We start from the raw sequence: 13,452 nt of genomic DNA on the forward strand, positions 1-13,452 counted from the left end.
ACGGTCACCGCCACGCGAAGGAGTCGCTGACGATCCGCCAGGGGTCGACGTTGTCGGCGTTGACCGGCCCGGACAACGTCAGGTCGACCTCGTGGCCCTGCCGGTAGAAGGCGTACCGCTCGAACGCGTCCCGTACCACCTTGCCGGTGACCGGGTCCTTGGCGGAGTCGCCCTGGTAGGTCAGCCGGACGACAGGGCCGGTGTGCCGGGTCACCGCGGTTGCCTTCGGTGCCGCGAACTTCGCTACCCGCGCCTTGAGTTGGGGCACGACGGTGTTGGTGACGGATCCGACCGTGGGCGCGGCGGAGGCGGTGGCCGTCGTGACGCGGACGGTGTTCAGCTTGTCCGTGAACACGGTCGTGGCGCCCTGCCCGGTGCGGGCCCAGCCCTCGGGCACCTTGACGGTGAAGCCGGTGAAGCCGGCGGCGGGCCGGTAGGCCACGTACACCTGGTTGTCGGGGATGTCGCCGGGCGGATTCGACTCGGTGGGCGCGGGGGTCGCCCCGGCGTTGCCCGCGCCGGCCGGGGCAGCGGACGTAGCGGACCCCGACTGCGAGCCGGACCCCGACTGCGAGCCGGAGCCCGAACACCCGGTGATCACCGCCGTGACCAGCGCCAGTCCTACGGCGGCGGATGTGCGTACAGGAGCCATGGCCACTGCCCTCCCGGAAGCCTGCGACCGGCGATCGGTCATGGCACCGACGCTAGGAGGCAGCCGGTTAACGCCCGGAACGCCCAGGGTTAGACGACGGCAAAAGCGCGTGGCGCACCAGCTCCGGGCAGGCCGGCGACCCGCAGGATGAGGGCATGAGACAGCGTGTCGTGCGTGTGGCCCTCACCGCCGCTCTGGTCGCCGTGGTCCTCCTCGCCGTGCCGCTGGCCCTGGCCATCAGGTCGTCCCTGTACGCCGACCAGCGCGACACCCTGGAGCGCGCGGCCCTGTCCGGTGCCGTGCGGGTCAGCCCGGACTACACGACCGGCGATCCCGTCGAACTGCCCGCACCGCCGGCCGGGGGGCGCCTCGGCCTGTACGACACCCACCTGCGCCTGCGGGCGGGCAGCGGTCCCGGGACCGGTGACGCGGCGGTGCGGCGGGCCTTCGGGGCGACGGTGGTGCGTGGTCACTCGGGCGGTGACCTCACCGTCACCGTGCCGGTGTCGCACGCCGAGCAGGTCATCGGCGTCGTGCGCGCCTCCTCGCCCACCGACGCCGTACGCGACCGGGTCCTCGCCGTGTGGGCCGTCCTCGCCTGCGCCTGTGCCCTCGCTCTGACCGTGGCGGTCCTGGTCGCCCGCCGTCAGGCGCGGGTGCTGGCCGCCCCGTTGGAGGACCTCTCCCGACACAGCCGGGCCGTCACCGCCGGCGACCTGAGCGCACGTGCCACGCCCAGCAGCATCGCCGAGATCGACCAGGTCGCCCGCAGCCACAACGAGATGCTGTACAGCCTCACCGAACTCCTGCGCCATGAACGGGACTTCACCGACAACGCCTCCCATCAGCTGCGCACCCCGCTGACCGGGCTGCAACTCACCCTGGAGGGGGGCCTCGCCCAGGACGACGACGCCCTGCTGCGCCCGGCGCTGGAGGAGGCGCTGGCCACCACCCGCCGTCTGCACGGCACGGTGGAGGAGGTGCTGCGGCTGTCCCGTTCCCCCGGCCTGCCCGGAACTCGGGCCCCCTCCGTGACGGTCGCACGCCTGCTGGCGGAGACCGAGGAGCACTGGCATGGGCTTTTCGCCCGCGACGGCAGGCGGCTGCTGTGCACGTCGGGTGACACGCCGGACGACGCCCGCGTCCCTGGTGCCCCGGTCGCCGAGATCCTGGGCATCCTGCTGGACAACGCGCGCGTGCACGGCCGCGGCACCGTCCGCCTCACGGTCCGGGACCTCGGCGACGCCCTCGCCTTCGACGTCGCCGACGAGGGCGCCATCGGGACGCCCCGGCCCTTCGAACGCGGACACACCGGGGACGGAGAGGGAGAGGGCATCGGCCTCGCGCTGGCCCGGGACCTCACCGTCACGCTCGGCGGCAGACTCTCCCTGACCGGCCGGCACCCCACCACCTTCACCGTGCTGGTACCGGTCCGTCAGGACGAGAACGGGGGCGGGCCTCCTGTCACAGGGCCCGATGGGAGACGGTGAGCAGGTAGGTGCCGTAGAAGAGGGAGACGCCGGCCGAGGCGGTGAGCAGGACGACGATGGTGCGCAGGTGGCTGCGCGCCAGATGCACGGCGAGCGGGAGCAGCAGAGGGAAGGCCGGTAGCAGGAACCTCGGCTTGCTCGTGAAGAAGTGGGCACCGCCCACGGCCATCACGATGAGGACGGCGCAGTACGCGAGCAGTGCAAGGGGCTGCCCGTTCAGTGCGCAGAAGACGAACAGCAGCAGGGAACCCAGGATGATCGCGGCGGTCGCGTAGACGACGAGGGTGTCGTGCCCGACGATCAGATGCCTGAACATGTGGGCCGTGTAGTGGCCGAAGTCGAAGCGTGAACCCCAGAGGCTCTGCACGTGGAAGTAGCCGGCCGGGTTGTGGGTCCTGAGGCCCACCCAGCCGAGGTAGCCCAGCCATCCGAGAGGAGCCATGACGGCAGCCGCCCAGGCGCGCGGAGCGGTGGGCTCATCCGTGCGGCGCAGCTGCCAGAGGTGAGCGACGGCGCCGGTGACGACGGCGGCCGCCGCGGCGAGGCCGTTGGGACGGCACAGCCCGGCCAACGCCGCCAGTGTCCCTGCGGTCAGCCAGCGGCGGGTCAGCACGGCGTGGAGCGACCACGCGGCGAAGGCGGTCATCAGGGGTTCCGTGTACGCCATCGTCAGGATGATCGCGTGCGGCAGCAGCGCCCACAGCGTCACGAGGATGATGCCGACGCGTCGTCCGTGCAGCAGCTCGCCGATCGCGTAGACGCCCCAGGCCGCGACCAGAGCGGCACTCCATGCGATGAGCAGCGCGACGTTGACCGGGCCGATCGGGAGCACCGTGCTCACCGCGCGGATCAGACCCGGGAAGAGGGGGAAGAACGCCAGGTCGTTGTAGACGCTGTGGCCCCCTTTGCCGTGGACGATCAGGCCGTAGCCGTACTGGGAGATGTGCCAGTACCAGCGGCCGTCCCATTCCAGGCCGAACACGGTGCGCGGGTGTCTTCCGAGGTGCAGTGACCACAAGGTCGCCATGACCACGCCGGTCAGCCGCACGGCGGCGAACGACGTCAGTGCCGGCAATGCCTTCGCCAGCTCGGAACGCCACCCCCGCCGCTGGGGCCGTGGATCGGGAATCGGCGTGAACCGCCGCGTGAACGCGCCGATCGTCTTCACGGGACTGTCACCGATTTCGACCTCCTTTTCCCGCCCTGTAGGAGGGGGCGAACGGGAGGCCGGGTTCCAAGTCCGGGAAATCTCTTACTTCGTGAGAATCGGTGATATTTATAGTGAATGCCGCACGCGATTTCGAAGCCCGAACGTCTGGAGGTCTGCGCGTCCGTTGAAAACCATGGATGGATCGGACACGAAGCGTACGGATCGTTCCGCGCTGCTTCGGGAGGTCGCCAGGTTCGGTGCCGTCGGTGGGCTGGGCGTCGGGGTGAATCTCGCGGTGTTCAACCTCAGCCGAGCGGTGACGTCCCTGCCCGTGGTGCGATGCAGCGTCATTGCGACGATCGTGGCCATAGTCTTCAACTACCTGGGTTTCCGGTACTTCGCCTATCGGCACCGTGACCCGCAGGGCCGTGCCGCGGAGTTCGCTCTCTTCTGTTTTTTCAGCGTCGTCGGTCTGATCATCGAGAATGGAGTGCTGTACGTCGCGACGTACGACTTCGGCTGGGACTCGGCCCTTCAGAGCAACCTTTTCAAGGTCCTGGGGATCGTGTGCGGGACCCTTTTCCGCTTCTGGTCCTACCGCACCTGGGTGTTCCGGGTACGGCGCTGAGAGCGGCCCCGTGCGGCGGACGCCTGCGAGGAGCGGTCATGAGGCGGGGGCGATGTAGGCGTACACGGCACCCTCCAGCCGGACGAGCCTCCAACCGCGGGCGTAGGACGGCGGACGGGTCGCGCCGGTGGTGAGGACGGCGACCGGCATCCGCTGGGCCGCCTGGGTGATGGTCGCGGCGTCGGCGTTGGCGTTGGGGCCGCTGGTACTGGCGGAGCCGCACCCGGCGTAGAAGGCGATCGGGAGGGTCGACGGCCCGGTGAGCAGACACGGTGGGCGTACGCCGACCCGGCGCAGCGCGGCGGCGGTGCGCTCCCAGCCCTTGTGGGCGGCCGTGGTGCGCTGAACGGTGTGGGCCAGCACCGCGTACTGCACCGCCAGATGCCCGGCCAGGCCCATCGCCACCAGCGTCACGGTGACCGGGCGCCAGGCTCTGCCCGGCGCGGTGACCAGCCGGACGAGCGCGTCGGCGACCGGGATGGCCAGCAGCGCGTAGGTGGGCAGCAGGAAGCGGGGCGCGGCGTATCCGATGAGGAACAGATAGGGGATCGTCGCCGTCACCGCGCAGGCCAACGGCAGTGCGGTGGGCGGCGTGCGCCGGCCCCGGACAGCGACTGCCAGCCCGACGGCTGCCAGCACCGGCAGGGCGAACCACCAGGCCGTCACCGCGGGGTTCGGCATCGCGCCGGTGCACGGGCGGCACAGCGAACGCCCGCTCAGACTGCGCAGTTGGTCACCGATGGCCACGTGCCAGCCCAGACCGCCCTGGATGTCGGATCCCTCGGACAGCCGCTGACCGAGGCCCCCGAAGCGGACGTACGCCTCGATCACCCATTCGGCCGCCCCGGCCGCCAGGCCGGCCGCCAGAGCGATGAGCAGCCGCCGGTGCCGCCAGCGGCGAAGAACCACCAGGGCGAAGAGCAGCGGCAAGGTCACCCACACCGCGTCCGTGGGCCGCATCCACGCCATCAGCAGGGCACTTGCCGCCAGCCCCCACACCGGACCACGTCGGGTGAGATGGGTCTGGGCCTGGAGGAAGCAGCCGACACCTGCCAGGGCGCCGACCGCCACCCAGTAGTTGGGCATGGCCTGGGGGCCGTAGAAGACGGTCACCCACAGGCTCGCGAACAGGGCGCCGCCCAGCGCGAGTACCCGGACCGGGAACAGGCCGCGCCAGGCGCGCAGCGCCAGGAACAGCCCGAGACCCGCCAGCAGTGCCAGGTAGACGCGCAGGAGCGGGGTGGACGACGACCACGCGGCGACCGGTGCCACCAGCAGCGAGATGCCGCGGGCGCGCGGGGCGCTGAAGAACGATGCCGGGGCGTGGGAGCTGACCTGGCTGACGTACACCGACTCGTCCCAGCCCAGCCCCATCCCCGGTCGTACGACCACCAACTGGGCCAGGACGAAGGCGCCCGCCACCGCCGCCAGCCACCACTGGCCCCTGCGGCTCCAGCCCGTGGCCGGGCCGAGCGGCGGCTCCCGGCCGCCGATGCGGTCGAGTGTCACGGTGTGCACGGGTCTGGTCATCGTCCGTCCCTTGCCCCTGACAGTGTGTAGGGTGGTCATGACCCTACAGGCTGTAGGGTCACCTGCAGGGGCCGGGTTAAACATGGTCAAACTAGCTCGCACGTCCTCGGAGCGCACCGCGAAGGTCGACGAGGTCCGGCCGCGCCTGGGACGGATCGTGCTGCGGCTGTCCCTGGTCGGAGTTGTCGCCGACCAGGCCACCCTCGTGCTCCGGGCCCGCGACGGAGGCCGAGCCGAGATGTGGCTGCCCGCAGAGAGTTGCGGCGGCCGGTTCCAGGTACGGCTTCCGCTGGACGCCCTCGCCACCGCGTGCACCGCTCGGGAATGGGTCTGGGACCTCTACCTGGACGCGGGGACGGAGGGAGCGCCGCTGCGGCTGGGCAGGCATCCGGACGGCGTCAACGGTGAGAGGAACGTCTTCCTCTGCCCGGCGCAGCATGCGGCCGGGATGCGGGTGCAGCTGTACTGCACGGTCTCGGACAACGTGTCGATCGCCTGTGTGCGGGAGGAGAAGCGGTGAGATCCGCTGCGGTGTCCGCTCCAGCGCCCGCGACTCCGTCCGGCGTGACGCCTCTTCGGCGAACGGGACGGCTTGAGCGCGACTGCCTCGACGCACCGCGGGCCACCGGCAGGGCCTGGCGCCGGTCGATATCCAGGAGTGCGCAGCGGCGGTGTCCCCGTCGACCTGCCGCGGGCCGTCCTCCGGCGACGTCGCGGGTTGGGTCCGTCCAGCCCATCGGAGACGACCTCGCCGCGCGGGAAGCCGTACGATGCGCCGCCGAGTGAAGAACCCAGGTCATGCATCAGATCCGCGTACGCGAACCCGCCGGCCCAGCTTCCCTTTCGTCCCCGTCCACGCCGGTGACCCCGGCCACCCTTCCGAGGTGAACTCCCAAGGTGCCCGCACACCTCTCGCCCTCGAACCTCCGAGAGCACACGCCCACGGACCGCGTTCCCTCCCCGACCGGGACACCGCGCCCACGTACACGGCTGCGCGGGGGCGCGGCCTCGGCCACGGTCTGGTACCTGCGGCTGCTCGCCGTGCTCAACCTGGCGGCGGTGGTCTCGCTGTCGTTCCGCGACGAGGTCCAAGAGCACAACGTCGGTGAGTACTTCACCCCGTATCTGGCCACCGCCGGGCTCGTCTCGGCGGCGCTGGCACTCTTCCTCGCCATGGTGATGCGGCGCCGCAAACGGGCCGCGTGGATCTTCAACCTGCTGCTGGCCGGCGGGCTCTTCGCGCTCTACACGCTGGCCATGACCCAGGATGCCTACCGCGAGCACATCACCAACTGGGGCTCCCTGCTGCTCACCGGCCTGTTCGTGGCCGCGCTGCTCCTCGGGCGCGGGGAGTTCACGGCTGTGGGGGACCGCTCCAACCCGAAGCTGGCCCTCGCCGCGGGAGCGGGCGGTCTCCTCGTCAGCGGCACGATCGGCACGCTGCTGGTCGCCGCCACCAACAAGCTGCCCGGCGCCACGCTGACCGACGAGATCGCCTACACCCTGCTGCGCGGCATCAGCGTCGGCCCGCTCGCCGACCGCGTCGACGCCGTGCACGCGCCGCGCTGGGTCGACGTCCTCATCAACATCCTGATCGCCGCGACCTTCCTGCTCGTCCTGTACGCCTGCTTCCGTGCCCCGCGCGGTCGCGCCCTGCTCGGTGAGGACGACGAACAGCGGCTGCGTGACCTGCTGGCCCGGCACGGTGAGCGGGACTCCCTCGGCTACTTCGCCCTGCGCCGCGACAAGGCCGCCATCTTCTCGCCCAGCGGCAAGGCGGCTGTCACCTACCGGGTGGTCGGCGGCGTCAGTCTGGCCTCCGGCGACCCCATCGGCGACCCCGAGGCATGGCCCGGTGCCATCGACGCGTGGCTGGAGGAGGCCCGCCGTCACGCCTGGACCCCGGCGGTGATGGGCGCGAGCGAGGAGGCCGGCACCATCTACGCCCGGCATGGGCTGGACGCCCTGGAACTGGGCGACGAGGCCATCGTGGAGATCGCCGACTTCACCCTCGAAGGACGCGCCATGCGAGTGGTGCGGCAGGCCCACAACCGGGTGCGCCGGGCCGGATACACGGTGCGCGTCCGACGCCACGAGGACATCGCGGACGACGAGATGGCGCTGCTGATCGACAAGGCCGACCACTGGCGCGACGGACCGACCGAACGCGGCTTCTCCATGGCGCTGGGACGGCTCGGCGACCCCGGCGACGGCCGCTGCGTGATGTTGGAATGCCGCGACGCCGACGGTGAACCGCGTGCCCTGCTCAGCTTCGTTCCCTGGGGTGAGCACGGACTCTCCCTGGACCTGATGCGCCGGGAACGCGCCTGCGAGAACGGCCTGATGGAGTTCATGGTCGTTGAACTGCTGCTGCGTGCCGAGGAGTTGGGCGTACCGAGGGTGTCGCTGAACTTCGCCATGTTCCGCTCGGTCTTCGAACGCGGCGCGCGCCTCGGCGCGGGCCCGGTACTGCGGCTGTGGCGCTCGATGCTCACCTTCTTCTCCCGCTGGTGGCAGATCGAGTCGCTCTACCGCGCCAACGCCAAGTACCGGCCCGTGTGGGAACCCCGCTTCCTGCTGTTCGCCAAGAGCGCCGACATCCCCCGCATCGGCCTGGCCAGCGCCCGCGCCGAGGGATTCCTCACCCCGCCACCGCTGCCCGCCCTCCGGCGCCGCGGGCGTTCCGCCGCCTCCGGGGCAGAACCGGCCCCGGTGACCCACGGCTTGTGAGGCGGCTCGACCGCGGGCAGGTCTTCCGGCCGCAAAGCCGAACGGGCACGCCCTGCTACGAGCGGCATCGGCACTGGTCAGCGGATGGCACAGCGGGCAAGCTCTTCGCGGCTGTCCTCGCCGATGCTGACGCGGAAGGCCGAATCGACTGGTCCATGGTGAGCGTGGACTCCACCTCCTGCCGGGCCCACCAACACGCTGCGGGAGCACGTAAGACCCCCCGCGACTTCCGGGAAAAGATCACTCCCCTCCAGCACCGCCCCGATGAGGGCCTGGGACGCTCACGAGGCGGCCTGACCTGCAAGATCCACCTTGCCGGTGGGGGCGGACGCCGCCCACTCGCCTTGCTGATCACCCCGGGGGCAGTGGGGCGACGCTCGGCAGCCCGTCCCGGTCATGGAGCGTGTCCGTGTCGCCCGCCGGGATGGCGGGCGACCGCGGACTCGGCCTGGCCACCTCGGCGGAGACGAGGCTTACTCATCCCGCCGTAACCGCCGCCACCTGCGGCGACTCCAGATCAAACATACGATCCCCGAACCGAAGAACCAGCGGACCAACCGACAGCACAAAGGCAGCAAGGGCGGTAGGCCCGCTGGCTTCGACAGGACGATCCACAAACGCAGGACCGAGGTGGAGCCGACGATCAATGCCCTCAAGAGCTTCCGGCTTCCGGGCTTTCGCGACGAGGTTCGACAAACGCGCCTATGTCTTCTACGGCACCGTCACCGTTGCCTCGATCCGACTTCGGCTCCGGTCGTGACCCACTGGTGAGACCTAGTAGTACCCCTTCGCCCCGTCAAGCAGCTCCCTCATGATCTCCGTGTGCCCTGCGTGCCGTCCGGTCTCCTCGACGAGATGGATGAGCATTCAGCGGAGGTCGGCGTTACCGGACCGGCAGTCGGGGTGGCGGCCGACGTCAGCCAAAGAGCCCGCGGCCACGATCTCGTTGCTTCGAGCGCACTGGGCCTCGTACGACGCACGCGCGCGGCTGGGAGTGGGCCCTGTCGCTTCGAGGGGACCCGTTGCGCACCACCGCCCGGCGTTCAGGCCCGGGTGTAGCCGCCGTCGGCGAAGAGTTCGGCGCCGGTGACGAACGATGAGGCGTCCGAAGCCAGGAAGAGGGCGGCCTGGGCAATTTCCTCGGCGTCGGCCAGCCGCCCCAGTGGCACGACGGCCTCGGCGAACCGGTCGGCGTCCGGCCCCGCGGCGCGCAGCAGGGCAGGGGTCCGCGTGGGTCCCGGGCTGAGGACGTTGACCCGGAATCGACGCTCTCGCGATTGCCGGGCCCAGTTGTGCACGAGGTTGCTCAACGCTGCCTTCGAGGCGCTGTAGACCTCGAGATGCTCATTGGGGCGCATGCTGTTGCTTGAGCCGATGACCAGGATGGAGGCGTTCTCCGCCAGTAGCGGAAGCGCCTTCTGGACGGTGAAGAGTGGGCCCTTGACGTTGACGGCGAGTGTCAGATCGACGTTCGCCTCGGTGTGGGCGCCGAGCGCGGCGTCCGCGACGATTCCCGCGTTGGCCACCAGAACGTCGATGCGTCCGGTCTCCTCGCGGACTCGCGCGTAGAGCGCGTCCAGGTCGGCCAGGACCGAGACGTCGGATCGTACGCCGGTGGCCGCGGGGCCCATCTCCTTGACTGCCGCTTCGAGGCGGGCGATGTCCCGGCCGGTCACGAAGACCCGTGCGCCCTCCCGGACGAAGCGGTGGGCGATGGCCAGCCCGATCCCGCTGGTCCCTCCGGTGATCACGGCCACCTTCTCGTGCAGCACGCCTGGCATGTCGAACCCCTTCAGTTGTGGAATGGATCGTCCATAACGTAGGCAGTAATGGACGATCGAGTCAAGAATGGTTAGGGTGAGATCATGCCGAGACCACGCGCATTCGACGAACGCCAAGTCCTGGAGCGGGCCCGGGAACAGTTCTGGGCGACCGGCTATGCAGGAACCCGGATGGACGACATCGCCCAGGCGACCGGCCTGGGCAAGGGCAGCCTGTACGGCGCATTCGGCGACAAGGGCAAGCTGTTCCACCGTGTGTTTGGTGATTGGTGCACCGCAGTCGTTGAGGTGGCCGAAGAGCGGCTGGCAGGTGGCCCGGACGCAGAGGCCCTGGCCCGGCTGTCGGGATACGTGCACCTAATGGCGGAGAACACCGCCTCAGACACCGAGCGCCGCGGGTGCCTGATGGCCAAGGGCGCGGCGGAACTGGCCCAGCACGATCCGACGGTCGCCGGACGGTCGGCCGAGACCATGACGGCACTGCTGACCCTGCTGCGGACGGAGATCAGCGCCGCCCAGCGCCACGGCGACATCGACAGCGCTGCGGATCCGGAGCGGCTGGCGGCACTGCTGTTGACGGTGGTCCGCGGTATCGAGGCGGTAGGCAAGGCCGGTCTGGCCCCGGAGACGCTGCGGAACATTGCAGACACCGCACTGGCAGTCCTGCCCATGTCCGAGGGGCGGAAACGCCTCGCAACCGTGCGCAGTCCGGCCCCCGAGAACTAACTCGGTGCCATCACGGCCACATGATTCGCCGGACGTGCCTAGGACACCGCAAGGGACACGGGCCGCAGATTCGCCGGACGTCGCGAGACCTGCACGCAGACCCACCGGGCAATCGCGGGCCTGATCTCTGACCGCGCCGCCAAGCCACCCACCCACCTGCCACGGGCGAGCACCGGACTCGTGCTCGCCCGCGAGACGTCCGGCTGACCATCCACCAGCCGAACCACCAGGCCCGCGTACCCACAGATCACTTGCGGGTGCGGTCGTCAGTCGTGCGTCGGCGCCTGGGTGGTGCAGTTCAGGGTGACGCCGGTCGGGACCAGGCGCTCGACGGAGCCGGGTCGGCCCCCGCTGGCCGCCAGCTGGGCGGCGTTGAGGTAGCCGATGAAGAGCTGCTTGCCCTGTGGCATCGCCGAGGGGGTGAACACCAGGTCCACCCTGCCGTTGCTCTTGCGTTCGCCTTTCACGACCTGCGCGACTCCGGGGCCCTGGCCGTGGTCCAGGCTGGCGTCGTCGCCGGGCCCCAGGCAGAACTCGCCGACCTTGATGATCACCGGGAGCCCGGCCTTGGCCAGGGCCGCCTGGAGGCCGGCGTGGTCGCTGAAGTACTTCGCCTTGTCCCAGCTGACGTGGACCGTGCCGTCAGTCTTGGTGTCCACGCTGAACGCGGCGGTGTGGATGTGCACGGAACCCGCCCCGGTGCTGTTCCCGGCAGCGGGCGGCGCGGTCGCCGGATTGCCGTAGCTGTTGACGCCGAGCGCCAGCCCGGCCGCCGCCGCGGCGACGACGGAGACCTTGGCGAGGCGCTGCCGCCGGGACCGGGCCCGGCCTGCCGCGGTGATCCGCTCGACCGGGGCGTCCATGGTGACGCCGTCCATGGACTGCCGCAGGGCGCCCAGCACCTGCTCGGCCTCGGTGGTGTCGTCGTTCATGCTGTGCAGGCTCATGGCCTGACCTCCAGATTGTCCGTGCTCACGAAGTGGCCGCGCAGGGTCGCGACGGCCCGGGCCAGATGGGCGGTGACCGTGCCGGGTGCTATCCCCAGAGCCGCGGCCGTGGCCTTGGTGTCGAGGTCGAGGAAGACCCGGAACGCGATCACCTCGCGCTGCCGCTCCGGCAGGCCGCGCAGCGCGGCGAGCAGGTCGGGGTCCAGCCCTGTGTCCGGACCGCGGTCACCGGCCGCGACCTCCGGGGTGTCGGGGACGACGTCGATGGCGACCTCGCGCCGCCGTCGGCGCCACCACGACACCCGGGTGTTGAACGCGGTCCGGACCACCCAGGCACGGGGCGCGGGGTGCCGGCGCACCACGTGCCACGACGTCCAGGCACGGGTGAACGCCTCGGCGACCAGGTCCTCGGCCAACTGCCGATCACCCACCCCGGCCAGCACCGCCCGCAGGCAGACGTCCCGATTGGCCTCGTAGAACTCGCTGAACTCCAGCTGCTTCACACCCCCTGAACGCTTCGGGGCCGCGATCGGCTTACCTGTTCTGGTGACTGGCTCCAACGGCAGTCGTCCAAGCCGGAGTTGAAGCCGGCTGACAGCGGGTCGTCCGGGTGGGGCCAGGCTGAACAGCTCCCGGGCGCGGGGGAGCCGGTACCTCAGGGCGCCGGGCTGGATCGTCGATCGTTGCGCAGTCTCGTTGACGCTGCCCACGGCGCCTACTGACCTTGAATGCGTGATGTCGTCATGGTGAGGCGGGTGCCAGTCCGGTGCCGGTGAGGCAGCCGTCGAGGACGTCGTGGCGGTATTGGAGCTGGCGTAAGCCGCGCCGGACGGCGCTGATCAGGTTGTGCGGGTCGGCGAAGGCGCGGTTGGCCGTGGTGGTGCGCCGCAGTACCGACCAGATGCCCTCGACCGGGTTGAGGTCGGGTGCGTAGGGCGGGAGTTGGTAGACGGTGAGCCAGTCCCGTTCGGCGATGTAGTGGCGCATCCCGGCCGTCAGGTGGGTGTTCAGGTTGTCCCAGACCAGCACGATCGGGCCGCCGAGCTGCTGGTGCGCGGTCTGGATCAGGTCGCGGTAGTCCTGCCAGGAGAAGCTTTTGCGTCCGTCGGGGCGGGCGTCCGGGCAGGGCCGGTAGATCAGCCGGGAGCGTTCGCCGGGTTTGTAGCAGGCCAGGGCGGCGACGGATAAGCGTCGGCGGGAGCGGCCCCGCACGCGCACGACGGGAGTGCGGCCGCGGCGGGACCAGGTGCGGGCGGTCGGCGGCGTCATCGAGAAGCCGGCCTCGTCCTCGAAGACCAGCCAGGCGTCGAGCGCCGCCGCTGTCATTCCACGTGCGGCCAGGTCTCCTTCACCCAGCCGGCCACCGCTGTCTCATCGCGTTCCAGGGCCCGGCGGGCGGGAATCTGGCAGGTCCAGCCGTGCCGTTTGAGCAGGGCCGCGACGCCCTGGACCGTGTAACTCCTGTGGAACCGTCGCCCGATCAGGGTCTTGATCCGTGCCAGAGTCCAGGTCTGGTCGGGCCAGCCGTGCGCGAGGGGGCCCTTGTCCGACTCCCGCTCCAGAACCGCGAACAGCTCATCGCTCAGCAGCGGCAGGGACGCCGGCCCCTTCGACGCGAGAGCCCGCGTCCCACCCTCGGCTCACGCTCTGCGCCAGCGCTGCACCGAGCGGACAGTGACCCGCAGATCATGAGCGACAACGGCGGTGTCGTCACCGCACGCGAATCGCTCGGCCGCCTCTGCCCGAAGCCGCTCCCGAAACGCCCGACGCTCAGCGGTCAGCCCGCCACCCTGCGCGTACCTCATGAAGACGGCATAC

Annotated in this window: 10 protein-coding genes and 4 pseudogenes; 6 read left to right on the forward strand and 8 right to left on the reverse strand. The window is 70.6% G+C overall.

What is annotated here, in order from left to right; all coding sequences use genetic code 11:
- Positions 1-4 precede the first annotated feature (4 nt).
- Positions 5-652: a hypothetical protein gene (locus tag OO69_RS28115; protein ID WP_033283588.1), complete on the reverse strand. Its 648-nt coding sequence runs from the start codon at positions 650-652 to the stop codon at positions 5-7.
- 155 nt (positions 653-807) lie between these two features.
- On the opposite strand from OO69_RS28115, the gene OO69_RS28120 reads away from it, so the two are divergent.
- Positions 808-2,142: a sensor histidine kinase gene (locus OO69_RS28120; protein WP_033283589.1), complete on the forward strand. Its 1,335-nt coding sequence runs from the start codon at positions 808-810 to the stop codon at positions 2,140-2,142.
- On the opposite strand, the gene OO69_RS28125 is transcribed toward OO69_RS28120, so the two are convergent.
- A complete protein-coding gene (locus OO69_RS28125) occupies positions 2,117-3,169 on the reverse strand; it encodes a hypothetical protein (RefSeq protein ID WP_234444550.1) in 1,053 nt (350 codons plus the stop codon). The genes OO69_RS28120 and OO69_RS28125 overlap by 26 nt on opposite strands.
- A gap of 316 nt (positions 3,170-3,485) precedes the next feature.
- Here OO69_RS28125 and OO69_RS28130 point away from each other — a divergent pair.
- Positions 3,486-3,908 (forward strand): annotated as a pseudogene (locus OO69_RS28130) (GtrA family protein); the annotation flags it as partial.
- A gap of 48 nt (positions 3,909-3,956) precedes the next feature.
- Here the strand turns inward: OO69_RS28130 and OO69_RS28135 are convergent.
- Complete coding sequence (locus tag OO69_RS28135) at positions 3,957-5,450, reverse strand: hypothetical protein (RefSeq protein WP_234444551.1); 1,494 nt, start codon at positions 5,448-5,450, stop codon at positions 3,957-3,959.
- A gap of 82 nt (positions 5,451-5,532) precedes the next feature.
- Here OO69_RS28135 and OO69_RS28140 point away from each other — a divergent pair, with 82 nt between their 5' ends.
- From OO69_RS28140 to OO69_RS50405, 3 genes and pseudogenes are all read left to right on the forward strand, one after another.
- The gene (locus OO69_RS28140; RefSeq protein ID WP_033283590.1) at positions 5,533-5,970 is read left to right on the forward strand and encodes a hypothetical protein; all 438 of its coding nucleotides are present in this window, start codon (positions 5,533-5,535) and stop codon (positions 5,968-5,970) included.
- Positions 5,971-6,347: 377 nt separating this feature from the next.
- A complete protein-coding gene (locus OO69_RS28145; protein ID WP_078652593.1) occupies positions 6,348-8,180 on the forward strand; it encodes a phosphatidylglycerol lysyltransferase domain-containing protein in 1,833 nt (610 codons plus the stop codon).
- Positions 8,087-8,940: pseudogene (locus OO69_RS50405) on the forward strand (IS5 family transposase). Before OO69_RS28145 ends, OO69_RS50405 begins: the two are co-directional and overlap by 94 nt.
- Before the next feature lie 14 nt (positions 8,941-8,954).
- Here the strand turns inward: OO69_RS50405 and OO69_RS51430 are convergent.
- Positions 8,955-9,158: pseudogene (locus OO69_RS51430) on the reverse strand (DUF664 domain-containing protein); the annotation flags it as partial.
- A 65-nt stretch (positions 9,159-9,223) separates the two neighbouring features.
- Positions 9,224-9,961, reverse strand: coding sequence for an SDR family NAD(P)-dependent oxidoreductase (locus OO69_RS28155; RefSeq protein ID WP_033283591.1), 738 nt, complete (start codon positions 9,959-9,961; stop codon positions 9,224-9,226).
- Between the two features lie 84 nt (positions 9,962-10,045).
- Between OO69_RS28155 and OO69_RS28160 the strand changes: the two genes are divergently transcribed.
- Entirely contained in the window at positions 10,046-10,687 is a 642-nt protein-coding gene (locus OO69_RS28160) for a TetR/AcrR family transcriptional regulator (protein ID WP_033283592.1), read from the forward strand.
- A 266-nt stretch (positions 10,688-10,953) separates the two neighbouring features.
- On the opposite strand, the gene OO69_RS28165 is transcribed toward OO69_RS28160, so the two are convergent.
- The 3 genes and pseudogenes from OO69_RS28165 to OO69_RS53905 form a co-directional block, all read right to left on the reverse strand.
- The gene (locus OO69_RS28165) at positions 10,954-11,634 is read right to left on the reverse strand and encodes a hypothetical protein (RefSeq protein ID WP_033283593.1); all 681 of its coding nucleotides are present in this window, start codon (positions 11,632-11,634) and stop codon (positions 10,954-10,956) included.
- Positions 11,631-12,137, reverse strand: a complete 507-nt coding sequence (locus tag OO69_RS28170; protein ID WP_199811045.1) for a sigma-70 family RNA polymerase sigma factor — start codon at positions 12,135-12,137, stop codon at positions 11,631-11,633. The genes OO69_RS28165 and OO69_RS28170 overlap by 4 nt, the downstream gene beginning before the upstream one ends.
- 238 nt (positions 12,138-12,375) lie before the next feature.
- Positions 12,376-13,439 (reverse strand): annotated as a pseudogene (locus OO69_RS53905) (IS630 family transposase).
- Positions 13,440-13,452: the final 13 nt, after the last annotated feature.

The organism is Streptomyces sp. NRRL F-525, from assembly GCF_000716605.1.
Taxonomy (GTDB): Bacteria; Actinomycetota; Actinomycetes; order Streptomycetales; family Streptomycetaceae; genus Streptomyces.